Source organism: Ruegeria sp. HKCCA5763, from assembly GCF_013034545.1.
In the GTDB taxonomy this organism is placed as follows: domain Bacteria; phylum Pseudomonadota; class Alphaproteobacteria; order Rhodobacterales; family Rhodobacteraceae; genus Ruegeria.
Genome location: NZ_WQGF01000001.1, coordinates 259,252 through 285,719 on the forward strand (window position 1 = coordinate 259,252; position 26,468 = coordinate 285,719).

The window sequence follows — 26,468 nt, forward strand, 5'->3', positions numbered from 1 at the left end:
GTCGCTATCTCACTTTTATATGGACGCTCCGTGGCTTACTAAGGGTTAAGAGATGATCCCCGAGGGCCAATGACCCAATCGACCCGCACCGTTCTGCGCAACCAGTTCAATCAGGCTCTGGCCGCGATCAAGGATGCGTGGCGGGTGATGCTGCGCCGGGGGCCAAGCCAGATCCAGTTTTGGTTCATCGCACTGGCCATCGGTATCGCGGCAGGGTTCATGGCGCTTGGCTTCCGTAAAGCCATCCGGGCTTTGCAGGCTTACCTCTATGACACCGATGACATTCTGCTGCTGCACAGTCATGCCGAGAAACTTCCGTGGTTCATGGTTCTGATTATTCCCATCATCGGTGGTCTGGTTGTGGGTGTTATCCTGAACCGGTTCACCAATGACGGGCGTGTAAGGTCGGTGGCCGATGTGATCGAAGGCTCTGCGGTCACCGACGGACGGGTCGAGGTCAAGGCGGGCATCGCCTCGTTCTTCGCGTCGCTGATCACGCTCAGCTCGGGCGGATCAACGGGCCGCGAAGGTCCGGTGGTGCATATGGCCGGGGTGATTTCCACATGGGTCAGCAATCGCATCCACGCCGATGGGATCACGGGTCGCGACCTGTTGGGCTGTGCCGTTGCCGCCGCTGTTTCAGCCAGCTTTAACGCCCCCATCGCCGGTGCTTTGTTCGCGCTTGAGGTTGTGTTGCGCCATTTCGCCGTGCACGCGTTTGCTCCGATCGTCATCGCCTCGGTCGCGGGGACTGTGATCAACCGGTTGGAATATGGCGATGTTACAGAGTTCACTCTGGATACGCCGGGGTCGCTGCAATTTTATGTCGAGCTTCCGGCTTTCCTGATCCTGGGCCTTATCTGCGGCTTTGTCGCATTGTTGCTGATGCGGTCGATCTTTTTTGCCGAGGATATCGGCGGCCATATTCAGAACCGTCTTTCCATTCCCGGTTGGCTGCGCCCAGCAGTATCTGGTGCGATGCTGGGTCTTTTGGCGATTTGGTTTCCGCACATCATCGGCGTGGGGTACGAAACCACGATCCGCGCGCTGACTGGTGATTTGGTTCTGACCACCGCGATCCTGTTCGCCGTCCTGAAAACGGTGGCCGTCGCGATCACGATGGGTGGTCGTATGGGTGGGGGCGTGTTCTCACCTTCGTTGATGATTGGGGCGCTGACCGGGCTGGCTTTTGGTCTGATTGCCACCGGGTTGCTGCCGGATGTGTCCGGTACACACACGCTTTATGCCTTTGCGGGAATGGGGGCCGTGGCCGCGGCGGTATTGGGCGCGCCGATCTCGACCACCTTGATCGTCTTTGAACTGACCGGGGACTGGCAGATTGGTCTTGCAGTTATGGTAACTGTGTCCATGTCCACGGCATTGGCCTCGCGTCTGGTGGACCGGTCTTTCTTCCTTACACAGTTAGAGCGCCGTGATGTCCACCTTGCCGCCGGACCGCAGGCGTATCTTTTGGCAATGTTACGCGCCGGGGTCGTGATGCGCCCCATCGGCGACACGCGCTCGATCACCAAGGAAGAGGCCCAAGGGCTGATTGAACAAGGCTTGTGCGTTCAGGCAAGCGCGACGCTGGAAGCCGCAATGCCTTACTTCGATCGCGACGACATCCCCTGCATTCCAGTCATTGTTCTGGAGGACGATGGCACTGAAACACCCGTCGGGGCGCTGTATCACGTTGACGCGCTCAAGGCGTATAACAGAGCGCTTGCCGCCACGGCCGCCGAGGAGCACTCCTAGGCGTTACCCACCATAAATACTGGCAGCATCGCCTAGGTAGTTGTCCCATGCAAACCAGTACGAGATATGACCTGCAACACGAGCCAGGCGCGTGCCATCTGGTCCGATCAACGCGTCTTCAGTCACGGTCCAACTTTGTCCTGCGCTATCCTGCAAACCGCTTTGTGTAGCTTTGAATGAATGGCTTTTTCGCTCATAGGCGCGCACGCTGCGTTCCTTTGGATCTCCGATCAGAACCAGCGGCGTTTGGGCGATGGCGTCGTTGATCACCGGTTTGCTCTTGAACGCACTCAGCGGCCAGGCCCGCGCTGCCCCGAACTGACGGACGGCAAAAATGTAGTCCTTTTGCCGATGTCTGGACTGGTCCACCACAGCCGGGAACATCAACTCGCTTGAGGCGAAGTAGTCTCGATAGACAACGCCCGACCCATAGTTGCGCCGATGCCCGGTGTTCAGCGACAGCACGCGCGTTTTAGGGTGCGAGGTCTTCCAGCTGTCCCACGTAGTGATCACAACCGGGCGCTGTTTCAATGTGATCCCGCTATTTACCAAGGAACCCACAACAGGTTTGCCGGTATATTGGTTCCACAGCGAATGTGTCTCGCGGTCAAACATCAGCTTGTTCGACCGATAGAGGAACCCTGACGAACCGAAAATGAACGGCTTTCGCCATCCCGCCACTTGCGTTTCCAAAAGAATGCCGGACCCGCAGAGCGTGCAATATGCCAGCGCTACGGGTACGCCACCGATCACTTCGTTAAACATCTCGTGCCAGCCCATGATCCGCAACGGATAGGCGCGTTCATCTCCGTTGATGGCCACGCCAAACACAAGATCGTCGCCCTTCAGATAACCGGCATTCGATGGCGAGATCAGGGTAGGGTTGTCCAAAGATGGGATGCCATCCTTATGCACCCCGCCCCATGCGATTTCTTCCAACCGAATCTTCATCCGGTCGCGTTGCAGGTATTCTGGCTGTAGGAACACATCGAAATTCGGATCGATCCGCAGCAGAACCTCGCGTTTGAATGGGATCAGCGAAGGGTGGGGGACAATCTGCGGGTTTCGTTCTTGCCACAGCATCCACTCGAACCAGTCATTCCCATATCGCTGCCCGGTCAGGGCCTCTATCACCTCGACAATCTCGTCCCGTCGTCGATCTGCATAGCGCATCGCGGTCAACAACCCAGGAACAACGTCCAGTTGGCCGCGATCCCTGAGGTAAGCCATCTGCGCCTCAAACGAGGTGCGGCGCCCATCTAGTGTGCTGCGCAATGCCTCAAGCACAGGATCCTCTTGCGCCCACACTGCAATGGGGGCGAACGCACCAGCCCCGATCATCCCTGCAAAACTGCGACGTGAAATCGACATGAAAGCCTCCGGCGATATCCGGTGGCCAGTGTGCCCGTTCTGCAGCTCACATGCATTCCACAGATGTGTGAGGTGGATCCAGTTGCAAGCCTCCTGGCTAAGTTCAAGCTGGTACCATCTTCTTTGATTGATGAGTTTTTTCATATTAAGCCACCGGGCAAATTGGCTTTAGTGCAACAACAGGTGCTGTTTTGTATTTAGCCAAATAGCCGTCAGGCTTTGGGGCCAACGTGTCATTCGCTGCTCAGTTAGATTGATTTTCGTTGACGCGGAGAATGCGGACAAGCGAGGTTTAAGGAGCAGTTCGGATCATCTGAGTGTGAGAATTCATGCGCGTACTCATCTTTGTTCTTCTTCCCATTCTGTTTGTTGGGTTGATTGCGTTTTTGATTCTTGGATTGAAACCACCCAGTAGCATTAGGCTTGCGGCCGGAGTTAACGGAGGGGGCTATTGGCAGATTGGGCAACTATACAAAGCAGAACTTGCACGCGACGACATTCAAATCGATTTGGTTGAGACCGCAGGTTCTGTAGAAAACATCGAAAAACTTGTTTCCGGTGAAGTCGACGTCGCGTTTGTTCAAGGTGGTCTGGATCTTCCTCAGGAAAGCGGCTTGCAATCATTGGGTGCCATTTTTCTTGAACCAATGGTGGTGTTTCAAGGAAAACCCGGCCCAATTGGCGGCAATGCAGGGGAATGGGACGGCATCCGACTTGCAGCAGGCACAGAGGGGTCCGGAACCCGTGCGGCTGCGATCGCCCTGATAGAAGCGGCGGGGCATAAAGATACCGGCATCACGCTAGTGGATGCAGGTGGCTTGGATGCCATCGATGCGCTCTACACCGGCAAAGCCGATGCCGCATTGTTTGTCGCGCCTCTTGATGCGCCTTATCTCATGGACGCGATTTTTGACCCCAATATAGAATTCGTCCCTATGACTTTAGTCGATGCGCTTGCACTGAAGCTAGAAGGGGCAAGTTCGGTGACCGTGCCTGCCGGGTCGATCACCCTTGACCCGCCAAGACCCCCAGAAGACGTAAAGATTTTGGCATTGAGAGCGTCAATGATTGGCGGCCTTGATCTGCATCCGGCAGTTGCAGATCGTTTGGTTGCTGCTGCAAAGATCATCCATGGTCAACCCGGCATTCTGCAAGGTGCAAGCGAATACCCAAAAACCGAGTCTCCGCCCGCTCCGTTAAACAAAGTTGCTGAAGAATTGATAAATACCGGCCCAAATTTTTTGCATGCCGTTTTACCCTATTGGATTGCTGCTCAGTTTGGCCGTGTTCTTCTATTACTATTGCCCTTGCTTTTCCTTGCACCGCTTTTGCGGATCGTTCCATCTGGATATGTGTGGTTTCAGAAACGTCGTGTCTGGCGGTTTTATCAGCGGATTGCAGCGCTGGAAGAAGAATTGGCACAAGCCCGGACGCAAAGCGATTTAGACGCGGTGGCGAAAAGTATCGAGGAACTGGATGCAAACATTGCCAATCTCAACTTGCCGCTTGCTTACCGTCAAGGTGCGTATGACGCGCGACTGCATATAGGCTTAATTCGACAAGAGATCACGCGCCGCAGCGCTGCTGAACAAGAATCCGATCCGGTCGCGCGAAGCGAAAGCCCTTGATCGTTTGATTTGTCGCACAGGTTCAGATTTCTCGGCGTTAACAAAGGATTCTGAAAGTATCGTCGGTTGATTTTGCGTGATATAGTCTGCTTTCCGGATGCCAGAATCTGTTCAGAGTCAGCTAGTCTCCCGCCGAAGTCATCCCTAAAGCCAGCATTCGACCGCTGGCACCTCGCAACGCTCAGCGGGCTCTTCTAAATCTGTTCAACCTTCACGGAATCGACCGGATAAAACGCCAAATGGCCCTTGATTTCGGCCACGTCCGGGATCGGGTCCTCATAGCTCCAGACCGCGTTTTCAGTCACAGATGACTTGTTGACGATTGAGAAATGCGTCGCGTCGCCCTTGAGGGGGCAATGGGTCACCTTGTCGGTCTTATCCAAGAACGCCATCGCGATATCGCCACGCGGGAAGTAAATCACCGGATCCTTGTCGCCTTCGTGCAGTTCCAGAGCGTTATTCGTCTCGCCCAGAATCGCACCGCCCGAGCGGACGCTCCATTTGCCCGGTGCTTTTTGGATCGTGATCTTAGTCATTCCTATTCCTTCCCTCGTCGTATTTGGGCCTCTCCTCTGCCCGTTCTACGTAACAGTCCTGTGTCAAACCGGTGCTGTTGCGGCATCCAACCACAGTTGCGCGTCATGTCCCAGCCTTGGGCGGATCTTTTCCGCCACGTCGCGGTGATAGGCATTCAGCCAGTCGCGCTCATCAGGCGTCAACATATCCACCAGGATCAACCTGCGGTCAATCGGCACAAAGGTCAGGGTGCGCCAGTTCAGCATTGCGCGCTCTGCGTCGCTGCCGGGCAGGGCTGGTGCCTCTTCTACCACGACAAGGTTTTCAATGCGGATGCCAAAGGCACCTTCGCGATAGTATCCGGGCTCGTTCGATAGGATCATACCGGGCTTGAGCGGTACATGGCTTACTTTTGAAAGGCGTTGGGGTCCCTCGTGGACACTCAGATACGCACCAACCCCATGGCCAACCCCATGATTGAAGTCTTGACCCGCAGTCCATAGCGGTGTGCGGGCCACGCATTCTATGTCCCGGCCCGCAAGACCGGCGGGCCAGCGCAGCATCGACATGGCGATCATGCCTTTCAGCACACGTGTGAAACAGATTTTCTCGTCTGCGCCGACGTTACCGATGGCAATGGTTCGCGTGATATCGGTGGTGCCGTCAAGATATTGCCCGCCGCTGTCCAACACCAGAATATGACCGTTTTCCAAACGGCTATCAGTTTCTTCGGTCACACGGTAATGCATGATCGCACCGTTCGGCCCGGTCCCTGCGATGGTGTCGAACGAGATATCCTGAAGCGCATTGTCCTTGCGCCGGTTCTCTTCCAGACGCGTGACCACTTGCGTTTCAGTCACGCTGCCAAGGGTCTGTCCGTCCAACCAGCACAAGGTCTCAATCACAGCCACTGCATCGCGCAAATGCGCCTCGGCGCTGCCAGCGATTTCGGCAGGGTTTTTGCAAGCCTTGGGCAGGGCGCAAGGATCGCCAACCTCTGTCATGGCGTCGCCCAACGCATCCGCCACGATCTGAGGCAGCGTGGCGTCATCCACCTGCACCGGTCCTTTCAATGCCGCTACAGCATTCAGGAAGGTGCGCGGGTCATGGATAGCGACGTTTGATCCCAGGTGATCGCGAACCTCCGCCAGCTTTTCCTCTGCCATGAACAGATCAACCCTGCCAACTGCGTGCAGCACAGCAAACCCATGGGCCACGGGGTTATAGGCAATGTCCGACCCGCGAATGTTCAGCAGCCACATGATCGAGTCTGGCAGAGTGGTCACTGACGCTAGGCTCCCGTCCCGATGCAACCCCGCGGCCAGACGAGAAATCTTGCTGTCGGCCGATTCCCCGGCGAACTCAATCGGATGCAACTTGACAGGGTTCATCGGCGGGGTGGGCTGATCTGCCCAGATCCGGTCCACAAGGTTGTCACACCGTACCAGTTCGATACCTGTGCCGTCTAATTCGCGCATCGTGCTAGAAATCTGCCCTACCGCGTGCAGCCAGGGGTCAAACCCAACTTTGCCGCCATCTGGCAGTTGCTCTTTCAACCAAGTGCTCAGACTGATCTCGGGCCAGGGCACCGGCGTGAAATCCTCGGCCACTTGCGCCTTGACCTGTGTACGATACCGACCGTCAATAAACACTCCCGCGACATCGCGCAGGGCGACGCAAAAACCGGCCGAGCCCGTAAAGCCTGTCAACCAAGCCAAACGTTCATCATGTGGCGCTACGTACTCCCCCTGATGTGCGTCCGCGCGCGGGATAAGAAACCCGTCCAAACCTGTCTGTGCGATCTCATCCCGCAGAGCTGCAAGTCGCGGAGGGCCCTGTTCCGGGCGAGCAGTCACTTGAAAGGATTGGAACATGAAGGGCCTCATTCGCTGCGTTTCCGGCAGACCCTGAGGGGCAATTGGAAAAATGTCCAGATCAGCGTCCCGGTACCTGATGGCCCATTGGCGCTTCATCTTTTGGAAAAACACGCCCGCCGGAGGCAAAGCCAGCCTCAGCTGGCCTTTCGCATCCCCATCACACGCGCCCGTGCACGCGGATCACTGTCGAACAGGGCCGCCAGTTGTTCGGTCATCGCACCTGCCAACTGCTCCACATCGGTGATTGTCACGGCGCGGTCATAATAGCGGGTCACGTCATGACCGATCCCGATTGCCAACAGCTCGACCATCTTGCGCTTTTCGACCATGGCGATCACGTCGCGCAGATGCTTTTCAAGATAGTTGGCCGGATTCACGCTCAGCGTGGAATCATCGACCGGAGCACCATCCGAAATGACCATAAGGATCTTGCGCGCCTCGCGCCGCGCCAGCATCCTACGATGCGCCCATTCCAAGGCCTCACCATCGATGTTTTCCTTCAGAAGCCCCTCTTTCATCATCAGGCCCAGATTTGGTCGTGCGCGCCGCCAGGGCGCATCCGCGCCCTTGTAGATGATGTGTCGAAGGTCATTCAGGCGTCCGGGTTGCTGCGGTCGACCATCGTTCAACCACGCTTCACGCGCCTGACCACCTTTCCACGCCCGCGTGGTAAAGCCCAGAATCTCGACTTTTACGTTGCAGCGCTCCAGCGTCCGCGCCAGTACATCCGCGCAGATTGCCGCTATGGAAATAGGACGCCCGCGCATTGATCCCGAGTTGTCCAACAGCAGCGTCACCACGGTGTCACGGAATTCGGTATCTTTCTCGACCTTGAAACTCAGCGGCGTGGTCGGGTTCGCCACAACACGCGCCAGGCGACCGGCATCCAGAATGCCTTCTTCGCGGTCGAACTCCCAAGATCGGTTCTGTTGTGCCTGAAGGCGGCGCTGCAGTTTGTTAGCCAGACGTGAAACCGCCCCTTTCAAAGGTTCGAGCTGCTGATCCAGATAGGCCCGCAACCGTTCCAATTCCGCTGGTTCTGCCAGATCCTCGGCTGCGATCTCTTCATCATGAGTGTCCAGATATACGCGGTAATCCGGGTCAGCTTCAGATGCAGGAGGCGGTGCAGGCGGCTCCAGCGGCGCTTCCCCTTCAGGCATCTCCGCCTCATCGCCCAACTCATCCTCGGCCATCTCGTCCATCGAGACCTGAGCCTGAGATTGATCCTGCTGCTCTTCCTGGCTTTGCTCAGGGGTCGCATCGGCGTCCTGCTCGTCCTGGTCATCCTGACCGGTACTGTCGGGATCGGGCTGTTCCTCGGCGTCTTCCTCGGCCTGATCTTCCTGTTCTTCATCCAGCTCATCGGGGTCATCCCCAAGCTGATCGCCATAGCCCAGATCCTTGATCACCTGACGGGCAAATTTGGCAAACTCGGCTTGGTCCGAAAGAATCTCGTCCAGATTCTCCAACGTGCCTCCGGCCTGTTCCTCGATGAAACCGCGCCAAAGGTTCATGATGTTCTCGGCCGCAGGCGGCAGATCGCGCCCGGTGGCCAAGTGCCGGATCAGATAGCCTGCTGCCACAGCCAGAGGTGCATCGGCAGGCTGCTTGCATTGGTCATAGCCGCGCCGGATCGCCTCATGTCCGATCTTGACGTCAATATTGCTGGCGGTGCCGGGCATATCCCGTGCGCCCATCGCTTCGCAGCGGGCGGTCTCCATCGCCTCATAGAGGTTACGCGCCATATCCCCCGGAGGCGCATAGCGCGCATGAGTGGCATCGTCGTGATATTTGCGCTGCAAGGCCAGAGCGTCGGCTGTGCCGCGTGCCAGAAGCACCTCTTCGCGCGTCATCCGGCGCGAAACCTGAGGCAAACGCATCGCCTCGCCGGACATGCCCGAAGGATCAACCGTATAGGTTACGGACAGCTCGGGGTCATCGGCCATGACCTTGGTTGCCTCGGCCAAAGCCTTCTTGAACGGATCAGCAGGGTTGTCGTTCTTCTGTGCCATGTCCCCAAGCCTTTCACATTGCAGATCCGATTTCTACCGACAGAGAAACCGGATCCGCCTTCATCTGGCTAAAAATACCTCCGCCGGAGGCATTGCGCCCGTTAACGGGCGAACTCCAGCGGATTACCCCAAGCTTACGCTTGCCGCGCTTTCCGGCAGCTCTTCGTCGAAGCAGCGCTGATAGAACTCGGCTACGGTCTGACGCTCCAGCTCGTCACACTTGTTCAGGAAGGACAGGCGGAAAGCATAGCCGACATCGCGGAAAATCTCGGCGTTCTGTGCCCAGTTGATTACCGTACGGGGGCTCATGACGGTCGACAGATCGCCATTCATAAACGCAGTCCGGGTCAGGTCGGCCACAGTGACCATCTGACTAACGGTTTTGCGACCTTCAGCCGTGTTATAGTGCGGCGCTTTTGACAGCACGATCATCGTTTCGGCATCGTGGCTGAGGTAGTTCAGTGTCGAGACCAGTGACCAACGGTCCATCTGGGCTTGGTTGATCTGCTGTGTGCCGTGATAGAGGCCCGTAGTATCGCCCAGACCAACGGTGTTGGCGGTGGCAAACAGGCGGAAGTTCGGGTTTGGCGTGATGATCTCGTTCTGGTCCAGCAAGGTCAGTTTGCCGTCATGCTCCAGAACACGCTGGATCACGAACATCACGTCTGCGCGACCCGCATCATATTCGTCGAATACGATGGCGACGGGATTACGCAGCGCCCAGGGCAGGATACCTTCATGGAACTCAGTCACCTGCTTGCCGTCACGCAGCTTGATTGCGTCTTTGCCGATTAGGTCGATCCGGCTGATATGGCTATCCAGGTTCACACGAACAGCAGGCCAGTTCAAACGCGCTGCAACCTGTTCGATATGGGTCGATTTGCCAGTGCCGTGATAGCCCTGGATCATTACACGACGGTTGTGGGAAAAGCCCGCCAAGATCGCCAAGGTCGTTTCAGGATCAAACTTATAGGTAGGGTCGATGGCCGGGACGCGGTCTGTGGCCTCGGCAAAGCCTTTGACCTTCATTTCCGTATCAATGCCGAATACGTCGCGGACCGAGATATCTTCGGTGGGTTTCGCGTTTACGTCGATCGATCCGTCAGCCATTCGTCTTGTCCTTATCCTGTGGCCCGTCTTGCTGGGTCTGAACCCGTGTGTGGTGCAACATATTGCGGGCAAGGGCAAGGGAAAGAGGCAGCGCGGAAACGCTGAGGGGATGTTTCTTTGAAACTGGCCTTATCGGCATAGCGCGCCGAGGCTCGTGACTTACGGCTCAAACCAAAAAAAGGGACGTTTTACCTTTGAGGCGCGCAGCCGTAAAGCCACCAAACATATCAACATTGCAATAATAAAATATAATGGGTTAAATCGACGATATGTTGATGCATAATCGGCTCTCGGTGTTGGCTAACGGAAAAAAGCTCCAATGGCGCTAACAATTCTAGGCCCCTCTTCGATCGCAATCCCCACTGGGTCGTCTTCGGTTATGCAACAATACACCGCGACCAAGGCCGGAGCTTCATGGAATGTTGTTGTTACGGGGACAGGGGGATTGAACCCTTCAGATTATTCTGTTTCGATTTCGTCGAGCGGGGTTTTAACTGTTGACCTCACCCCCGGTGTCGTCATTCCTCCCAACACGCAGCTGACCGTCGAAATATTCGCGTCTACGGGTCCTGGTAATGGGAATAACGACTCTCTTATAGCGACCGTGCGCTTCCGGCTGGAACTGTGCCGTGTTTCGTGAAGGGCACTATGATAGCGACCGAATAAGGGTATTGCGCTGTCGAGGAACTGTCAGTTGGGGATAAAGTGCGCCTTTCCAGTGGTGATCTGCTGCCCATTGAGTGGATTGGAGAAAAGACCCTGAGCGCGGAGGATTTGAGGCGCAACCCTCAATTGCACCCCGTTTGTATCCAAAAGGGAGCGTTGGGAGAAGGCATTCCTCACCGCGATTTGTACGTATCTCCGCAACACAGAATTGTTCTGGAAGGATGGCGCGCAGAACTTCTGTACGGAGAGCCTAGAGTCTTTGCCGCAGAAATCCATCTGGTGAACGACAAAACCATTCGTCAGGTTCATTTCAATGAGCCAGTCACGTACTACCACATTGCTTGCTGTCGCCACGCAATACTGATGTCCAACGGTTTGCCAACTGAAAGTTTATTTCTGGGTGATATAGCGCTGAAATCCTTCCACCGCGAAGACGTAAAAGAGTTGCTAACGCTATTTTCGGAATTAAGTGATCGCTCGACAGTGCCCTCACAAACTCGCCTGAGTTGCTTGAAGCGTTGGGAAGCACTTGTAATAATAAGTTAAGCTTGCGGAGAAAGCCCTGCCATTTACTGATCTACACCGCGGTCAAGCAAGTTAGTGCAAAGTTTGCTTCTCTAGATCGACTACCATCAATTTGAAATGAGGGCGCCACATAAAGTACGTCACAGCACCGCGCGCAAACTTTAGCTTTGAAACGACGGTCACCTACTCATAGCGAAAACCAAAGCTCATCGTTACGAAAGCCGCCTTTCACGAGGCGATCCGCTTTCAAAACATCCGGAAACTCGTCCACCCAATCCCGAAACCGGTCATTTGTGATAATGCGTGCCTTGCTGTCCCGCGACGCTTGTAAAATCAAAGGATCCGCCGGCGTTCCTTTGGGTGCGATCATGACCTGCTTGGTACGCAGACCCAAAGCGCGGCTCAGCGCCCGGTCGTTCATGTATTCGCCGTCGAGCTTATAGCCGACATTTGCATCGAATACGACACCCGGTTTGAACCCGGCCGTCTTCAGCGCCGACAGCACCAGCCGCAATGTGCCCAGATCCGGCTTACCCTCTTTCCAATGGATCACGTTGGACCCGTCCACGATGATCCATGTGTTTGCTTTGCGCCACCTGAGCCACGCGCGCAGCCCCCAAATCAGGCTGATGACAATGAATAGCAGGCTCAGTTCTCGGGCGAACGCGAATTCAGGCGGAAGAAACGGGGCCGCGAAATAAACGCCCAGCGAAAAAAGCAAAAGGAGGTATGGCATACGCACAGCGGCTGCTCCGTTAATACCCGTGTTCAAACTCCACCACTATTGCGGGAATTGAACAAGGTTTCCAGTGAGCTTGATCGCAATCGGGCCGGGCAGTGTACACACAAAGCCACAGCTGTCGGGTCGCAGATTTATTTGAAGTTCCGGCTGTCCTTGATCTGGTCCCAGGCCCAGACGACCTCTTGCAGCTGTTCTTCTTGCGAGCGATCACCGCCATTCATGTCCGGGTGCAAAACCTTGATCAACTTCTTGTAGGCCTTGCGCACCTCTGCCTTGGACCAGCTGTCATTGGCTTCCAGAATCTCGATTGCACGGCGTTCGGTGGGGGGCAGGCGCCGGCCACCACCACCCGAAGTGCGGCCTTTGTTCTGCGTGCTGTTGGCGCCCAGCACCTGATGCGGGTCCTCAATGCCCAGACGGGCCCAGGCACGGGCCTCGGGGTCGCCCATCGGCTTGGTCTCACGTTCCCAGACTTTGTCCTTTGATCGCTGCGCGTTCAGTTCGGCCTCGGTGGTACCGTCGAAGAAGTTCCACTTTTGGTTATATTCGCGCACATGCTGCTGGCAGAACCAGAAGAAATCATCCAGCACATCCGGTGCCTTGGGTGCGCGGAACTTGCCCGGCTCGTTGCAGCCCTCATGATCACAGATCCGGACTGACGTCTCGGACGCGCCTGACATGCCCCGGCGCCCGCGCGGGTTCTTTTTCTTGGCGCTGGAAACGGACATATCAAATCCGAAGGGGTCTGACTTCGCCATGCTCTCAATCCTCACGAACGCATCTTTTCGACTCGGAGGCAGCAGTTTAATCTAAGCAGCGGAAAGTAGAAGAGGGGGGCGGTAAAATTTTTACCGCTGAGCGAAAAAATGAGCGTGACTGACGAGATCCGAACCTGCCTGCAAGCTGCCTTTGACCCGCGCGAGCTTGAGGTGATCGACGACAGCGAAAGCCATCGCGGCCACGCGGGCTATCAGGATGGTGGTGAAAGCCACTTCAACGTCCGCATCCGCGCCGCCGCTTTTGAAGGCCAATCCCGCGTCGCCCGTCACCGCGCAGTGCACAAGGCGTTGGGTGACATTGTGCCACGCATCCACGCGCTGGCGTTGGATATCGATACTTGAACGCGCAGAACGTCAGTCTGCGCTCATCTGAGCCGAGGGCGTTGATGCCGAAATCGCATATTCTTCTTCGGTCATGTCGTCCTCGATGCCTTCGAACAAAGGGGTCGACAAATAACGCTCGCCAGTGTCCGGCAGCATGACCAGAAAAACGGATCCTTCTGGCGCGGATTCGGCCATCTTCATTGCGACGGCAAAGGTCGACCCGCCCGAGATTCCGGTAAAAATACCTTCTTCCGAGGCAAGTCGGCGTGACCACGCGATCCCTTCGGGTCCGGGCACAGGGGTCAGTTCGTCGTAATATTCGTTGTCTATGGCTTCCTGCAGGACCCAGGGAATGAAGTCCGGCGTCCATCCCTGAATCGGGTGCGGTTCGAAATTCGGGTGGCTCTCGGTCGGCTGATGATCCTCGTTGCGGGTGTTGGTGTACCCCGATGACACAATTGCGGCGTTGGCTGGTTCGGTCAGGATGATCTTTGTCTCCGGCCGTTCTTTCCGCAGGACGCGAGATACACCGGAAACCGTACCGCCGGTTCCGTATCCGGTCACCCAGTAGTCCAGTCGCTGCCCTTCGAAATCTGCAAGAACTTCCCGCGCGGTCGTGTTCTCATGGATATCGGCATTGGCAGAGGTTTCGAACTGGCTGGCCAGAAACCACCCGTTTTCCTCGGCCAGTTCCTTGGCCTTGGTGTACATGCCAAACCCTTTCTGCGCCTTGGGGGTCAGAACGACCTTGGCCCCCAGAAAGCGCATCAGCTTGCGCCGCTCGACCGAGAAACTTTCTGCCATCGTTACAACCAGCGGATAGCCCTTGGCCGCGCAAACCATGGCAAGGCCGATGCCGGTATTGCCCGAGGTTGCCTCGACAACTGTCTGACCCGGTTTCAATCGCCCGTCGCGTTCCGCTGCTTCGATGATATTCAGCGCCAGCCTGTCCTTGACCGAACCGGCGGGATTGAACGCTTCGAACTTCACATAGACGGTAACATGTTCTGGCACGATCCGATTGACCCGGATGCAAGGCGTGTCGCCTACTGTATCGAGAATGCTGTCATACAGGCGTGCCCGCCCTTGCGTTTGCCGAATAGCCATTTTGATGTCCCTCCCGGTTATTCAGTTAACATGCCATAGATTTTCGGGGGGGCGCATCCCTTTTTCAAATGGCGTTTACCGCTTGTGTTCAAGTCGCTGCCATTTTTTGGTACTTCCGTTCTTTTTCGGGCGAGAATACGCGTTGAAAAGCGTCTGTCCCGATCATTCGCGATCGAAGCGGGCTGGATCCATCAAGGGATAAATCTAGACGCTGGTTGCGAAAAAAAATCCTTATTGAAGGGGTGGTAAATTTAAAAGACTTAGAGGTTTCTCAATATAGCAGGCAGTCAAGGGTCCTGATAAAGACACCAATCCCTGCTACAAAGATTAGGTTTTTGAGATTTCACCGGCCTCGGGTGTTTCATCAGACCGTTTCAAAGACAAGGGCGGTTCATCCGCTTCCGCCGCAATCGGTTTCGGCGCTTGAACCTCGTCAGGGCCCGGTACTGGCTGGGCCAACGGGGTGCTGTCCATATCTAGCGCTGTGCCGATTTCAGGTGCGTCAACTTCTTCTTCCACCACGCGCCGGAACACCAGCACGTTGCGCCAGTTTGTGGTCGATCCGGTCAGGCCCGCGCGTTCCTCGCTGGGCAGCAATTCGGCGCGTTGGTATTCCCAGCCGTCCTGACCCATTTGGTTCAGGACCTGTTCAACCGAGACCGCAAAGCGACCCTCAGCCGTTTTGACGCCCTTGGCTTTGACACCTTTTTGTGGGGCGGGGATCACCTTGTATTCGTAGCGCTGCATCAACTGTTCCTAAACACCTGTTCGCGATAAACTAACACGCTGATCCCCGAGGGAAAGAGCCGTTGCCCAACCGGCGGATTTCAGCCCTGATGATTGCCACCAGTCTGTGCTGCCTTCGTCACAACCGACAGGCACAGTTCGGTCGCCAGCGCCATGTCCTGCACCGAAATCCATTCCATCGGCCCGTGAATACACTGCATCCCAGTGAACAGATTGGGGCAGGGGGTGCCGAACTCGGTCAGGCGCGACCCGTCGGTGCCGCCACGGATCGGGACGGACAGAGGTTCGATCCCCAACTCGCGACAGGCATCCCGGGCCAGATCGACTGGCGTCATGTCGTTTTCCAGCCAATAGCGCATATTGCGATACTGATGGCTGATCTCGCAGGTGATGGTCGCGCGTGGTTCGGTGGCCTGTACGGCGGCACACACCTGACGCACGATGTTGCGCTGGGCTTCCAGTGCGTCCAGCTCGAAATCACGCAGGATCAGTTTGATCTCCATCTCGGAAGAGCCGCCATTCATGTCGGTGACATGGATGAACCCTTCGCGCCCATCGGTGGTTTCCGGGGTCATGGTGGCCTGAGGCAGCGTTTGAACGATCTTTGCAGCCAGATGTGCAGCGTTCACCATTTTGTCTTTCGCTAAACCGGGATGGATCGAAACGCCTTCGATCTTGATCACCGCACGGTCGGCTGAGAAGCTTTCATATTCGATCTCACCCACTTCCTGACCGTCCAGAGTATAGGCGAAATCCGCGCCCAGATCCTTGGGCAGCTGTTCGGTTACACCGCGCCCGATCTCTTCATCCGGGGTAAAGGCGATGCGGATCGGTCCGTGCGGAATATCCGGGTTTTCGATCAGGTGCCGCGCCATGGTCATCAGGATCGACACGCCCGCCTTGTCATCCGCACCCAGCAGGGTCGTGCCTGAAGCGGTGATCAGGTCATGCCCAATTTTCTCGGCCAGATAGGGGTTTTCTTCCGGCGACAGAACCAGATCAGGATCGTTGGGGAATGAGATGTCACCGCCATTGTATCCCTTGATGACACGCGGCTTGACGCCTGTGGCGTTGAACTGTGGGGCCGTATCCACATGCGCCAAAAAGCCCACTGTCGGCCCCTGAGCGTTTCCGGGAATGGTTGCAACCACCACGCTATCGCCTGTGATCTCGATATCCTGCGCGCCGATCTGGGCCAGCTCGTCGCGCAACAGGTTCAGCATGTCGAACTGGATTTGCGTGCTTGGGGTTGTAGGGGAAGTCTCGTCACTCTGACTGTCAATGGCCGCGTATCGCACCAGCCGGTCTTCGAGTTCCTGATCAAATCTGTTCTGCATGATACCTAACCTCTCTGGAGGCGAAGAAAGAGCGCGAACAGGGGGAAGTCAAGCCGATGGCTTGCCCCCCCCAGTCTTAAGATTTCGTGAGAATACGATGTGTACAAATCCACGCGTTGCCGCTGGCAGACCTGTACACATAAAACGGGTTACGACCCAAGCTTTTTGCTGACCAGTTCGTTCACGGCCTTCGGGTTCGCCTTGCCTCCCGTCGCCTTCATGACCTGACCGACAAACCAGCCCGCCAGCTTCGGGTTCACTTTGGCCTTTTCAACCTGCGCCGGGTTGGCGGCAATGATTTCATCCAGAGCAGCTTCGATGGCGCCGGTATCGGTCACCTGCTTCATGCCGCGGTCTTCGACGATCTGCGCCGGATCACCGCCTTCGGTATAGACGATCTCGAAAAGGTCCTTGGCGATCTTGCCCGAAATGGCATCCGACGAAATCAGATCGATGATCCCACCCAACTGCGCCGGAGAAACCGGCGAGTCGGTGATGTCGTGGTCTTCTTTTTTCAACCGGCCGAACAGTTCGTTGATGACCCAGTTCGCAGCCAGTTTCCCGTTACGGCCCTTGGCGACCTCTTCGAAATACGCAGCCGATTCCACTTCGGCGGTCAGAACCGATGCGTCATAGTCGGTCAGGCCGAATTCGCTGATAAAACGTGCCTTCTTCTCGTCGGGCAGTTCGGGCAGCTTCGCGGCGATGTCGTCGACCCACGCTTGTTCGATTTCCAGCGGCAGCAGATCAGGGTCGGGGAAGTAACGATAATCGTGCGCCTCTTCCTTGGACCGCATCGAGCGGGTCTCGCCCTTGTCCGGGTCATACAGGCGGGTTTCCTGTTCGACCTCACCGCCCCCTTCGACGATGGCGATCTGGCGGCGGGCTTCGACCTCGATCGCTTGCTGGATAAAGCGCATCGAGTTCATGTTCTTGATCTCACACCGCGTGCCAAGATGCGAGAAATCCTGCGTTTCCTGATACTTCTCATAGGCACCCGGCAAACAGATCGATACGTTCACGTCGGCGCGCAGGTTGCCGTTCTGCATGTTGCCATCGCAGGTGCCCAAGTAACGCATGATCTGGCGCAGTTTGGCGATATAGGCGGCGGCCTCTTCCGGCCCGCGAATATCGGGGCGGCTGACAATCTCCATCAGGCAAACGCCGGTCCGGTTCAGGTCAACAAAGGACATATGCGGGTCCATGTCGTGGATTGATTTGCCCGCGTCCTGCTCCATGTGGATGCGTTCGATGCGAACCATGCGCGCGGTGCCGTCACCCATCTCAACCAGCACTTCGCCTTCGCCCACGATGGGGTGGTACAGCTGCGAAATCTGATAGCCCTGCGGTAGGTCGGGGTAGAAATAGTTCTTGCGGTCGAACGCCGATTTCAAGTTGATGTCCGCCTTCAGGCCCAGCCCGGTGCGCACAGCCTGTTCAACGCAATATTCGTTGATCACAGGCAGCATTCCCGGCATCGCCGCGTCGACGAAGGCCACGTTCGAGTTCGGTTCGGCCCCGAATTGGGTCGACGCACCAGAAAACAGCTTGGCATTGGACGAGACCTGAGCGTGCACCTCCATCCCGATCACCAGTTCCCAGTCGTGCTTGGCCCCGGCAATGGTCTTGGGTTTGGGCATTTCGTATGTCAGATCGAGCATGGCGCGCCTCATTTCCGCAGAAGTCTAAGCCTGCGTATTAGGCCCGGCAGGGCCTAGGGGCAAGGGGGAATCCTGACGCGTTCAGTTCTGGGAAAACTGTAGGCCCGTTGGTGTGAAGGTCACATCCATACCGCTACGCAATTCGTCCCGGAACAGATCCGAGATTGCCCGCAATGCATCCCGCTGACCCCGCGCGGCAAACCGCTCGGGCGAGTTGATGCGGACAGAGTTGTTGAACCCTGCGGTCGCGTGGGCCCAGATCATGGGATGCAACTCGGTCAAGTGGTCGCGGATCAACCAGTTGGCGGTCTCGCGCATCTGTGCGCGGAACTGGTCGGCTTGTTCGTTCAGTCCTCGTCCGTTCTGGATGGTGATTGCACAATAGGCCGAGAGCATATTGATCATTTGCTGGTCGGGCCGCAGTCGCACGATGTCGCGCAAACCGTCCAGGAAATACTCGGTATCGACACGCGCACAGGCTTCTTCATCCAATGCAATGGCGTCGAATTGGACCCAAGTGTAGCCGCCAGCACCCCATACGCCCTGGGTCCGAGCCGCAGTGCGCATCGCTTGCAATTCCAGCTCTTCGTAGCTTCCGAACCACCGGGGCAACAGATGGCTGCCCATGGCACGCATGTGCCGTTGGTTGCGCGGATCCAGTGTGATCAGACGCTCGTATTCGTCTGACACACGCGCATTGGATCTGCGCTGACCGGCCAAAAGCGCGCAGCTTGCCGCAGCAATCAGCGGGCTGTCCGGGGCATCAGCCCGGCATTTGGGCAAGATCGACGCGGCCCGGTCGAAATGCGCCGCACAGCGCGATCGGTGCAACGGCGGCAGTGCCGCGTCCGAGGCGGTTCCGCGCCACGCCCAGGCCAGATCGATATGGGCAAGGGCCACGACAGTAGCGATCATCGGATCATCGGGAAAGTCTGCCATTTCGCCTTCAAGCTCAGATATACCTCCCAACAGGTCATAGTCCGAAATGGCCTTTCCATCCGTCAGCGCATGTTCCGCAGCCAGCACCACATCCGATCTGGCCCCAAATGCCAGAAGGTCGGCAATCGGCATTCCGTCCGACACCGCAGCACGATCCTGATCCGCCGCGCGCATCTCCTTGGAAAGATCTTCCCAACGATCTTGTCTGGCAAGGTGACGGCCGTGCTCGATTGTGGAATGTCCGATCAGGTTTTCATCACCTATTCGCGCAACAGGAATGTTGAGTTGCCCTTGATCCGGCAAAGCAGCAGCCAAAGCAGACTGCGTTGCGCACAAATCTGGTGCGGTTGGGGCAGATGAGGCTGATTTCTGGGCAAACAATGCCCTAAACGACCGAAACATGGCAAAACTCGAAAACTGTAAAAACACTGAACTGCTTATAAATCTGGCGAGATATTGGGCTCAGATCAAGTTAAATGCTTAACAGTTTTCGACTTTAGTGTCCAATCCGGCGATCAAGGGACCAGTGTTTCAGAAAACAGTGAAATGATGGCGCTCTACGCGAAAACCGGCCTGTGTCAGAACGGGTTCCAGTTCTCGGTGCGGCGGGAGCGACTCGTCCGGTAAACGGATTCGCTTGCCCGATTCCAAGACGATCGAGACACGCACGGAAAAGTCCCAGCGGGTGTCAAAACGAAAGAAATCAATGTCGTTCAGCATGATTTCACCCTGGCGCTTGCCAGTGAACCAGCGAATGGCGGTCTGGTCGATCTGAACGCCTGCGCGCGTGTTTTGAACCACGTCCCAAACTGCGGGCAGGGTGGCCAGTGCCAGCAGCCAGACGATCCACCACGCTGCGTCAAACAGCAGGACCAGAGTCATCAAACCTGCATAAACGCTGGCCAGGATGACCAAAGTGCGTGTGCTCCGGTTCTGCCGGGCAAAAGAGTAGTCAGTCATGCGCCAAGGATGCGCGACACCATTTCGCTGGTGTCACGCGACAGGTTTGGGGTTTCGGCAACGCGAGAAAGCTGCGCGCGCATTAACTCCTGTCGATCTGCATCATATCGTTTCCACGTTTGAAATGCAGAACACATCCGCGCAGTGGTTTGTGGGTTCACCGGGTCCAGCCGGATCAGCCAATCGGCTAGCAGGGCATAGCCTGCACCGTCAGGCTGATGGAAACCGGCGTGGTTCATGGCCAGTGCGCCCATTACTGCGCGGAAGCGATTGGGGTTCTTCCAGTTGAAGTCAGCGTGCTGCGTCAGAGATTGTGCCACACCGGGTGTTGCCTCAGGCCCGGCCATTGCCACTTGAAGGCCAAACCATTTGTCCATGACAAGACGGTCATGCTGCCACTGGCTGTAGAACGCGGCCAATTCGGCCTCACCTTTGCGTGCGCGCAGCAGGCAGGACAAGGCGGTCAGTTGCAGGGTCATGTTATCTGCATTGCCATACGCCTCAGCCGCCATTGCTCCGCCATCCAGTCGGGTGGTCAGCGCCAGCGCGGCGCTGCCAAGAGCGCGTTTGCCGGATTGCGCAGCGTCCGGCGCATAGGGGCCATCCACCAAGGCTTCGCTGTGTAGCCGGGGCAACAGATCCTGTACATGCTGGGCTGTTGCCTGCCGCAGCGTCTCAATTGCCGTCCAGATCATCATCGGATCGGGGGTATGGCCGCGTTCAAAAAGGCTTGCCGCCAGTTCCGATTGCGTCGGTAGCCCCAGCATCAAGGCCCGGTACGCTGGATCCAAATCCCCGTCGCGCAGTACAGCCAGCAACCCATCAATGTAATCGGCATCTGGTGCGGCATCATCCAGGATCATTCGCAGCAAAGTATCTTGCGCCAAAGACCGCCCAGCCTGCCAGCGGTTAAACGGATCTGTATCGTGAGCCAGCAGAAAAGCGCGCTCGGCGTTGCTGACATCATGCTCAAGAATAACCGGCGCTGAGAAATCACGCAGGATCGACGGTGTGGGTTTCGCGGCGAGCTCGGTGAATTGAAAGCTTTGCTCAGCTTCAGTCAGTTCCAACACTTCGGTTGGGCGGACCTCATCCCCATTGGCCCCCAACAGGCCCACGGAAACTGGGATCACCTGAGGCTGCTTTTCAATTTGCCCCGGCGTCGGCTCGGTGCGCTGTTTCAACGTCAGGGTATAAATGCCGTCCGCCCAGTTTTCTGAAACGGTGACGCGTGGCGTACCCGATTGGCTGTACCAGCGCTGGAATTGAGTCAGATCGCGGCCGGTGGTGTCTTCAAAGACCTTGATCCAGTCCTCGATGGTGCAGGCTTGGCCGTCATGGCAGTCAAAGTACAGGTCCAGCGCTTTGGCATAGGCGTCATCCCCGACCAAGCGTTTCAGCATTCCGATTACTTCGGCACCTTTCTCATAGACGGTCGCGGTGTAGAAGTTGTTGATCTCCTGAAAGCTCTCGGGGCGAACCGGGTGTGACAGGGGGCCGTTGTCTTCGGGGAACTGGCGCGCGCGCAGGTCTATGGCGTCGTGGATGCGTTTCACCGGTGCCGAGCGCATATCGGATGTGAACTGCGCATCGCGAAATACCGTCAGTCCTTCTTTCAGACACAGCTGAAACCAGTCGCGGCAGGTGATGCGGTTGCCGGTCCAGTTGTGAAAATATTCATGTGCGATAATTGCTTCGATGCGTTCGAAATTCGCATCGGTCGAGGTTTCGGGGCTGGCCAGAACAGCCGACGAGTTAAAGATGTTCAGCCCCTTGTTTTCCATTGCGCCCATGTTGAAATCGTCCACGGCGACAATGTTGAATACGTCTAGATCGTATTCGCGGCCATAGACGTCCTCGTCCCATTTCATCGATTTTTTCAAGGCTTCCATGCCAAAGGCGCATTTGCCTTCATCGCCGGGACGAACCCACAGGTTCAATTCCACGTCGCGGCCCGACTTGGTGGTGAATTGGCCGGGGTGGGCGATCAGGTCTCCTGCGACCAGTGCAAACAGATAGGCCGGCTTGGGCCATGGGTCGGTCCATTCGGCCCAGCCTTCACCCTTGCCCGACGGGTTGCCGTTGGACAACAATACCGGAAGGTCGCCGTTGATACGCACGGTAAAGGTGGACATGACGTCCGGGCGGTCGGGGTAATAGGTGATTTTGCGAAACCCCTCTGCCTCGCATTGCGTGCAGTACATGCCGTTCGACATGTAAAGCCCTTCCAGCGCGGTGTTATTGCCGGGATCGATCTCGACTTCGGCCTCCCAGATGAAGGGTTCATCCGGTATGTCGACTGTCAGGCCCTTGTCTGTCACATCCGGCGTGACTTCAGCGCCGTTGATCGAGGCGCTGATCAGCGCGAGGTCTTCCCCGTGCAGAAAGAAGGTCCGCTCCGTGGCATCGGGGTTTGGGCGGAAAGCGATGCGGGATGTGACTCGGGTGGCGTGGTCTGCAAGGTCAAAAGTCAGGTGCACGCTGTCCACCAGATAGCCAAACGGCGTGTAGTCTTTCAGGTAAATTGTTGTGGGTGCAGCGTCGCGCATCTGGGGCCTCGTATCCGTACGGGTTTGGCGCGACGTTAGGGGCTTCGGTCAGGGGCTGCAACTGGCCCGCTTCATTCGCTTGGTGATTTTCAAGCAGCCTCCGGGAAAACCAAACATTGCAAACCGCGCGTCAAAAGTTGCCCATCGGAAATTTTCCGCCTAAATGCATCAAAGCATACAGTGGCACACAATTGTGGGAGAGCGGTAACATGACTGGCAGACAGACTCTGAGCGGGCTGCAGATCGATCCGATATTGGCAGAGTTTATAGAGACGCAGGCGCTTCCAGGTACGGATGTGTCTCCTCAGCAGTTCTGGGCAGGTCTGGCACGGATGGTGAATGAGCTTGGGCCGAAGAACCGCGACCTTCTGGCGAAACGGTCCGAGATTCAAAGCCGTGTCGATGGCTGGCATATGGCCCGCAGGGGGCAGGAAATCGACCCGGCCGAATATCAGGCTTTCCTGAAAGAGATCGGTTATCTGGTTCCAGAAAAGGATCGCTTCCAGATCGAAACGGAAAATGTCGACCCCGAGATCGCCCTGACCCCAGGACCGCAGCTTGTGGTGCCGATCACAAATGCCCGTTTTGCCTTGAATGCTGCCAATGCCCGTTGGGGCAGTCTGTACGACGCGCTTTATGGAACCGACGCTATGGGTGATTTGCCGACAGGAGGTAGCTATGACGCCGCGCGTGGCGCGCGTGTGATCGCGTGGGCCAAAGCCTTTCTGGACGATGTTGTGCCGTTGGCATCTGGGTCTTGGGCGGATGTGTCCAGCCTGACTGTAAAGGACAAAGGGATTGTGCCGGCCCTGGCCAACCCCGCGCAATTTGCCGGATTCGGTGGTGCGGCGGACACGCCGGAATTCGTACTGCTGAAAAACAATGGTCTGCACATTCAGATCATGATTGACCCTTCAAGCACCATTGGTGCAACCGACCCCGCCGGAATCGCAGACGTCCGGCTTGAATCAGCGTTGTCGACGATCATGGACTGCGAGGACTCGGTCGCCTGTGTCGATGCCGCCGACAAGGTGGTGGCCTATGGCAATTGGCTGGGTCTGATGAAAGGCGACCTGACCGAAGAGGTGACAAAAGGCGGCACCACGTTCACCCGCAAGCTGGCTGACGACCTGAGCTTCACTACATCGTCAGGCGGTCAGGCCACGCTGAAAGGCCGGTCGCTGATGCTGGTGCGTAATGTAGGCCACCTGATGACCAACCCGGCTGTGCTGGACGCAGAGGGGCGCGAGATCGGTGAAGGGCTGATGGATGCACTGTGCACCACTTTGATCGCCATGCACGATCTGAAGCGCGAAGGCGGTAACTCGGTCGAAGGTTCGGTCTACGTCGTAAAGCCCAAGATGCACGGGCCCAAGGAAGTTGCGTTCTCGGTCGAGATTTTCGACATGGTCGAAGACATTCTTGGCTTGCCCCGCAACACCGTGAAGCTGGGCATCATGGATGAGGAACGGCGCACCTCGGCCAACCTCAAAGAATGTATTCGGGCGGCGAAGTCGCGCGTGGCGTTCATCAACACCGGTTTTTTGGACCGGACCGGGGATGAAATCCACACGTCAATGGAAGCCGGCCCAATGCTGCCCAAAGGCGATATTAAAAATACGCCCTGGATTGCCTCATACGAAGATCGCAACGTCGATATCGGCTTGGCCTGCGGCTTGAAAGGCAAAGCGCAGATTGGCAAGGGCATGTGGGCGATGCCGGATCGCATGGGCGACATGCTAGACGCCAAGATCGGGCACCCGATGTCTGGCGCGACCTGCGCCTGGGTGCCTTCGCCAACCGCCGCGACGCTGCACGCGACGCATTATCACAAGGTTGATGTGCTTGCGTGCCAGGATGAACTGGCTGCCGGAGGTGCGCGCGGTACGCTGGATGACCTGCTGACCATTCCACTGCTGGATGGTCGGAATTTAGGCGACGATGAAATCACTCGTGAGGTCGAAAACAACGCTCAGGGCATTCTCGGCTATGTGGTGCGCTGGGTCGATCAGGGCGTGGGCTGCTCCAAGGTGCCGGACATCAACGACATCGGTCTCATGGAAGACCGCGCAACCTGCCGGATTTCGTCTCAGGCGCTGGCCAATTGGCTGCACCATGGCATCGTGGACGAAGCACAGGTAATGGCCGCGCTGCAGAAGATGGCGGCCGTCGTGGATCGTCAGAACGACAGCGACCCCAGCTATACGCCTATGGCGCCAAGCTTTGACGGCATCGCCTTTCAGGCAGCCTGCGATCTGGTGTTCAAGGGGCGGGTGCAGCCTTCGGGCTATACCGAGCCGGTTCTGCACGCCCGTCGTCTGGAGTTGAAGGCAAGCCGGGCGTAAACGGTTTGGGTCGGGGCAAGGGGTAGTATCTACCCCTTGTTTTCCAAAGAAGGTTTTATCCAAATGAAAGGGATCAGAGATGGCTATTTCTTTGCGCAAAGCGCGCACCATCATTCGTAAGGCTCTTGAGAAGGGGCGCGAGATGGAGTTGAAACCTCTGTCTGTCGTGGTTCTCGATGCGGGCGGTCATGTCATCGCCTTCGAACGCGAAGACGGTGCCGCCCCGGGTCGTTTCGCGATTGCGCATGGCAAGGCCTATGGCTCGGTCATGTTGGGCATGGCCGGGACTGCGCAGATGCAGCGCGCCGAGGCGCAGGCCTATTTCATGGCTGCAGTGAATGGCGTCTATGGCGGGCAGGTCGTCCCGGTTCCAGGTGGTGTTCTGTTGCGCGACCGGAAAGGCGCTGTGATCGGGGCTGTCGGAGTCACAGGTGACACCTCGGACAATGATGCAGTGGCTGCAATGGCGGGAATTGAGGCAGCTGGCTTGATCGGCGAAATTTAACGCTTCGAGAGCTTCATCCGCGGAATCACCAATTTACAGAAAAATTTCCCAAAATTTAGCCATTATTGGGAATTTAGTTTTGCCTATTGGGTGAGTTTCAGGATCTCGTTGTGCATTGTCGAACACGTCCCTGCGCTGTCATGCAGGGCGTGTATTCTTGCACGTCTGAGAGGCTGCCGCTAGCTTCCATGTTAAGCAATGGAACAACAAGGAAAGCGGAATGTCTCGTCCTGTCGTCGGTATCATCGGCAACTCGTATCTCATGAATGACCAATACCCGACACATGCGGGTGGGACGATGAATTCGGACGCGGTTGCCAATGTGTCGGGATGTCTGCCGCTGCTGATCCCTGCGGACCCGCGCTATGTGACGGTCGATGAGTTGCTGGAGGTCTGCGACGGCTTTCTGCTGACCGGCGGTCGCCCTAATGTGCATCCGGAAGAATACGGTGAACCTGAAACCGAAGCGCATGGAGAGTTCGACCGGGCACGCGACGCCATCACTCTGCCGCTGGTTCGCGCTTGTGTGGAACGTGGACAACCGTTTCTGGGCATCTGCCGCGGGTTTCAAGAGGTCAATGTGGCGATGGGTGGAACGCTGTATCCCGAGATCCGGGACTTGCCGGGGCGCATGAACCACCGGATGCCGCCCGACGGTACGCTAGAAGAGAAATTTGCGCTGCGGCATGTTGTAAAACTGGATGAAGGCGGCGTGTTCCATGACCTGTTTGGTGCGACCGAGGTCATGACCAACACGCTACACGGGCAGGGCATCAAGACCATTGGCGAGCGCGTCGTCATTGACGGTCACGCGCCCGACGGCACGCCCGAGGCGATCTATATCAAGGACGCGCCTGGCTTTACGCTGTCCGTTCAGTGGCACCCCGAATGGGATGCCATAAACGACCCGGTGTCGCGCCCTCTGTTCGAGGCTTTTGGTGCAGCAGTGCAAGCCTGGTCCAAGGGTGCGCAGGTGTTCCAGAAAACCGCGTAGTTTTACGCTGGCGCGCCGA

20 protein-coding genes and 1 pseudogene are annotated in these 26,468 nt (G+C 57.0%); 7 read left to right on the forward strand and 14 right to left on the reverse strand.

What is annotated here, in order from left to right; translation table 11 throughout:
• Window positions 1-69: 69 nt before the first annotated feature.
• Window positions 70-1,755: a chloride channel protein gene (locus GOV89_RS01320; protein ID WP_171237251.1), complete on the forward strand. Its 1,686-nt coding sequence runs from the start codon at window positions 70-72 to the stop codon at window positions 1,753-1,755.
• Between the two features lie 3 nt (window positions 1,756-1,758).
• On the opposite strand, the gene GOV89_RS01325 is transcribed toward GOV89_RS01320, so the two are convergent.
• The gene (locus GOV89_RS01325; protein WP_171237252.1) at window positions 1,759-3,126 is read right to left on the reverse strand and encodes a DUF3179 domain-containing protein; all 1,368 of its coding nucleotides are present in this window, start codon (window positions 3,124-3,126) and stop codon (window positions 1,759-1,761) included.
• A 386-nt stretch (window positions 3,127-3,512) separates the two neighbouring features.
• Here GOV89_RS01325 and GOV89_RS01330 point away from each other — a divergent pair, with 386 nt between their 5' ends.
• Complete coding sequence (locus GOV89_RS01330; protein ID WP_171237253.1) at window positions 3,513-4,754, forward strand: TAXI family TRAP transporter solute-binding subunit; 1,242 nt, start codon at window positions 3,513-3,515, stop codon at window positions 4,752-4,754.
• 194 nt (window positions 4,755-4,948) lie between these two features.
• Here GOV89_RS01330 and GOV89_RS01335 read toward each other — a convergent pair whose 3' ends face one another.
• The 4 genes from GOV89_RS01335 to cobS form a co-directional block, all read right to left on the reverse strand.
• Window positions 4,949-5,290 carry a DUF427 domain-containing protein gene (locus tag GOV89_RS01335; protein ID WP_171175282.1) on the reverse strand — a complete coding sequence of 114 codons (342 nt, stop codon included), beginning with the start codon at window positions 5,288-5,290 and terminating at the stop codon, window positions 4,949-4,951.
• A 63-nt stretch (window positions 5,291-5,353) separates the two neighbouring features.
• Window positions 5,354-7,144, reverse strand: a complete 1,791-nt coding sequence (locus GOV89_RS01340) for an aminopeptidase P family protein (RefSeq protein ID WP_171237254.1) — start codon at window positions 7,142-7,144, stop codon at window positions 5,354-5,356.
• Window positions 7,145-7,281: 137 nt separating this feature from the next.
• Window positions 7,282-9,159: a cobaltochelatase subunit CobT gene (cobT, locus tag GOV89_RS01345; protein ID WP_171237255.1), complete on the reverse strand. Its 1,878-nt coding sequence runs from the start codon at window positions 9,157-9,159 to the stop codon at window positions 7,282-7,284.
• A gap of 123 nt (window positions 9,160-9,282) precedes the next feature.
• On the reverse strand, window positions 9,283-10,269 hold the full coding sequence (cobS, locus tag GOV89_RS01350) for a cobaltochelatase subunit CobS (protein ID WP_171175278.1): 987 nt from the start codon (window positions 10,267-10,269) through the stop codon (window positions 9,283-9,285).
• 678 nt (window positions 10,270-10,947) lie between these two features.
• Between cobS and GOV89_RS01355 the strand changes: the two are divergent.
• A pseudogene (locus GOV89_RS01355) lies at window positions 10,948-11,481 on the forward strand (Hint domain-containing protein); the annotation flags it as partial.
• Between the two features lie 166 nt (window positions 11,482-11,647).
• On the opposite strand, the gene GOV89_RS01360 reads toward GOV89_RS01355, so the two are convergent.
• Entirely contained in the window at window positions 11,648-12,196 is a 549-nt protein-coding gene (locus GOV89_RS01360) for a hypothetical protein (protein WP_171175275.1), read from the reverse strand.
• Window positions 12,197-12,333: 137 nt separating this feature from the next.
• Window positions 12,334-12,960, reverse strand: a complete 627-nt coding sequence (locus tag GOV89_RS01365) for a J domain-containing protein (RefSeq protein WP_171175272.1) — start codon at window positions 12,958-12,960, stop codon at window positions 12,334-12,336.
• 108 nt (window positions 12,961-13,068) lie between these two features.
• Between GOV89_RS01365 and GOV89_RS01370 the strand changes: the two genes are divergently transcribed.
• On the forward strand, window positions 13,069-13,323 hold the full coding sequence (locus GOV89_RS01370; protein WP_171237257.1) for a BolA family transcriptional regulator: 255 nt from the start codon (window positions 13,069-13,071) through the stop codon (window positions 13,321-13,323).
• Window positions 13,324-13,335: 12 nt separating this feature from the next.
• On the opposite strand, the gene GOV89_RS01375 is transcribed toward GOV89_RS01370, so the two are convergent.
• The 7 genes from GOV89_RS01375 to pepN form a co-directional block, all read right to left on the reverse strand.
• Complete coding sequence (locus GOV89_RS01375) at window positions 13,336-14,412, reverse strand: PLP-dependent cysteine synthase family protein (protein WP_171175263.1); 1,077 nt, start codon at window positions 14,410-14,412, stop codon at window positions 13,336-13,338.
• Window positions 14,413-14,739: 327 nt separating this feature from the next.
• On the reverse strand, window positions 14,740-15,159 hold the full coding sequence (locus tag GOV89_RS01380) for a DUF4177 domain-containing protein (protein WP_171235540.1): 420 nt from the start codon (window positions 15,157-15,159) through the stop codon (window positions 14,740-14,742).
• Window positions 15,160-15,239: 80 nt separating this feature from the next.
• Complete coding sequence (pepT, locus tag GOV89_RS01385; protein ID WP_171237258.1) at window positions 15,240-16,496, reverse strand: peptidase T; 1,257 nt, start codon at window positions 16,494-16,496, stop codon at window positions 15,240-15,242.
• Between the two features lie 149 nt (window positions 16,497-16,645).
• The gene (gene gatB / locus GOV89_RS01390; protein WP_171175256.1) at window positions 16,646-18,157 is read right to left on the reverse strand and encodes an Asp-tRNA(Asn)/Glu-tRNA(Gln) amidotransferase subunit GatB; all 1,512 of its coding nucleotides are present in this window, start codon (window positions 18,155-18,157) and stop codon (window positions 16,646-16,648) included.
• An 81-nt stretch (window positions 18,158-18,238) separates the two neighbouring features.
• Window positions 18,239-19,498, reverse strand: a complete 1,260-nt coding sequence (locus GOV89_RS01395; RefSeq protein WP_171237259.1) for a hypothetical protein — start codon at window positions 19,496-19,498, stop codon at window positions 18,239-18,241.
• A gap of 129 nt (window positions 19,499-19,627) precedes the next feature.
• Window positions 19,628-20,056, reverse strand: a complete 429-nt coding sequence (locus GOV89_RS01400) for a hypothetical protein (RefSeq protein WP_171175252.1) — start codon at window positions 20,054-20,056, stop codon at window positions 19,628-19,630.
• The gene (gene pepN, locus GOV89_RS01405; RefSeq protein ID WP_171237260.1) at window positions 20,053-22,605 is read right to left on the reverse strand and encodes an aminopeptidase N; all 2,553 of its coding nucleotides are present in this window, start codon (window positions 22,603-22,605) and stop codon (window positions 20,053-20,055) included. Before pepN ends, GOV89_RS01400 begins: the two co-directional genes overlap by 4 nt.
• Window positions 22,606-22,814: 209 nt before the next feature.
• Here pepN and GOV89_RS01410 point away from each other — a divergent pair, with 209 nt between their 5' ends.
• From GOV89_RS01410 to GOV89_RS01420, 3 genes are all read left to right on the forward strand, one after another.
• Complete coding sequence (locus GOV89_RS01410) at window positions 22,815-24,950, forward strand: malate synthase G (RefSeq protein ID WP_171237261.1); 2,136 nt, start codon at window positions 22,815-22,817, stop codon at window positions 24,948-24,950.
• 79 nt (window positions 24,951-25,029) lie between these two features.
• Window positions 25,030-25,455 carry a heme-binding protein gene (locus GOV89_RS01415; RefSeq protein ID WP_171237262.1) on the forward strand — a complete coding sequence of 142 codons (426 nt, stop codon included), beginning with the start codon at window positions 25,030-25,032 and terminating at the stop codon, window positions 25,453-25,455.
• 220 nt (window positions 25,456-25,675) lie between these two features.
• Window positions 25,676-26,449 carry a gamma-glutamyl-gamma-aminobutyrate hydrolase family protein gene (locus GOV89_RS01420; protein ID WP_171237263.1) on the forward strand — a complete coding sequence of 258 codons (774 nt, stop codon included), beginning with the start codon at window positions 25,676-25,678 and terminating at the stop codon, window positions 26,447-26,449.
• Window positions 26,450-26,468 lie beyond the last annotated feature (19 nt).

Excerpts from the sequence above, each read along its gene's own strand:
- GOV89_RS01415 (WP_171237262.1), top strand. The coding sequence starts at position 25,030 with ATGGCTATTTCTTTGCGCAAAGCGCGCACCATCATTCGTAAGGCTCTT.
- GOV89_RS01360 (WP_171175275.1), bottom strand. The coding sequence starts at position 12,196 with ATGCCATACCTCCTTTTGCTTTTTTCGCTGGGCGTTTATTTCGCGGCC.
- cobT (WP_171237255.1), bottom strand. The coding sequence starts at position 9,159 with ATGGCACAGAAGAACGACAACCCTGCTGATCCGTTCAAGAAGGCTTTG.
- GOV89_RS01325 (WP_171237252.1), bottom strand. The coding sequence starts at position 3,126 with ATGTCGATTTCACGTCGCAGTTTTGCAGGGATGATCGGGGCTGGTGCG.
- GOV89_RS01340 (WP_171237254.1), bottom strand. The coding sequence starts at position 7,144 with ATGTTCCAATCCTTTCAAGTGACTGCTCGCCCGGAACAGGGCCCTCCG.
- GOV89_RS01335 (WP_171175282.1), bottom strand. The coding sequence starts at position 5,290 with ATGACTAAGATCACGATCCAAAAAGCACCGGGCAAATGGAGCGTCCGC.
- cobS (WP_171175278.1), bottom strand. The coding sequence starts at position 10,269 with ATGGCTGACGGATCGATCGACGTAAACGCGAAACCCACCGAAGATATC.
- GOV89_RS01400 (WP_171175252.1), bottom strand. The coding sequence starts at position 20,056 with ATGACTGACTACTCTTTTGCCCGGCAGAACCGGAGCACACGCACTTTG.
- GOV89_RS01375 (WP_171175263.1), bottom strand. The coding sequence starts at position 14,412 with ATGGCTATTCGGCAAACGCAAGGGCGGGCACGCCTGTATGACAGCATT.
- GOV89_RS01320 (WP_171237251.1), top strand. The coding sequence starts at position 70 with ATGACCCAATCGACCCGCACCGTTCTGCGCAACCAGTTCAATCAGGCT.
- GOV89_RS01370 (WP_171237257.1), top strand. The coding sequence starts at position 13,069 with ATGAGCGTGACTGACGAGATCCGAACCTGCCTGCAAGCTGCCTTTGAC.
- GOV89_RS01410 (WP_171237261.1), top strand. The coding sequence starts at position 22,815 with ATGACTGGCAGACAGACTCTGAGCGGGCTGCAGATCGATCCGATATTG.
- GOV89_RS01395 (WP_171237259.1), bottom strand. The coding sequence starts at position 19,498 with ATGTTTCGGTCGTTTAGGGCATTGTTTGCCCAGAAATCAGCCTCATCT.
- GOV89_RS01380 (WP_171235540.1), bottom strand. The coding sequence starts at position 15,159 with ATGCAGCGCTACGAATACAAGGTGATCCCCGCCCCACAAAAAGGTGTC.
- pepT (WP_171237258.1), bottom strand. The coding sequence starts at position 16,496 with ATGCAGAACAGATTTGATCAGGAACTCGAAGACCGGCTGGTGCGATAC.
- GOV89_RS01365 (WP_171175272.1), bottom strand. The coding sequence starts at position 12,960 with ATGGCGAAGTCAGACCCCTTCGGATTTGATATGTCCGTTTCCAGCGCC.
- pepN (WP_171237260.1), bottom strand. The coding sequence starts at position 22,605 with ATGCGCGACGCTGCACCCACAACAATTTACCTGAAAGACTACACGCCG.
- GOV89_RS01420 (WP_171237263.1), top strand. The coding sequence starts at position 25,676 with ATGTCTCGTCCTGTCGTCGGTATCATCGGCAACTCGTATCTCATGAAT.
- gatB (WP_171175256.1), bottom strand. The coding sequence starts at position 18,157 with ATGCTCGATCTGACATACGAAATGCCCAAACCCAAGACCATTGCCGGG.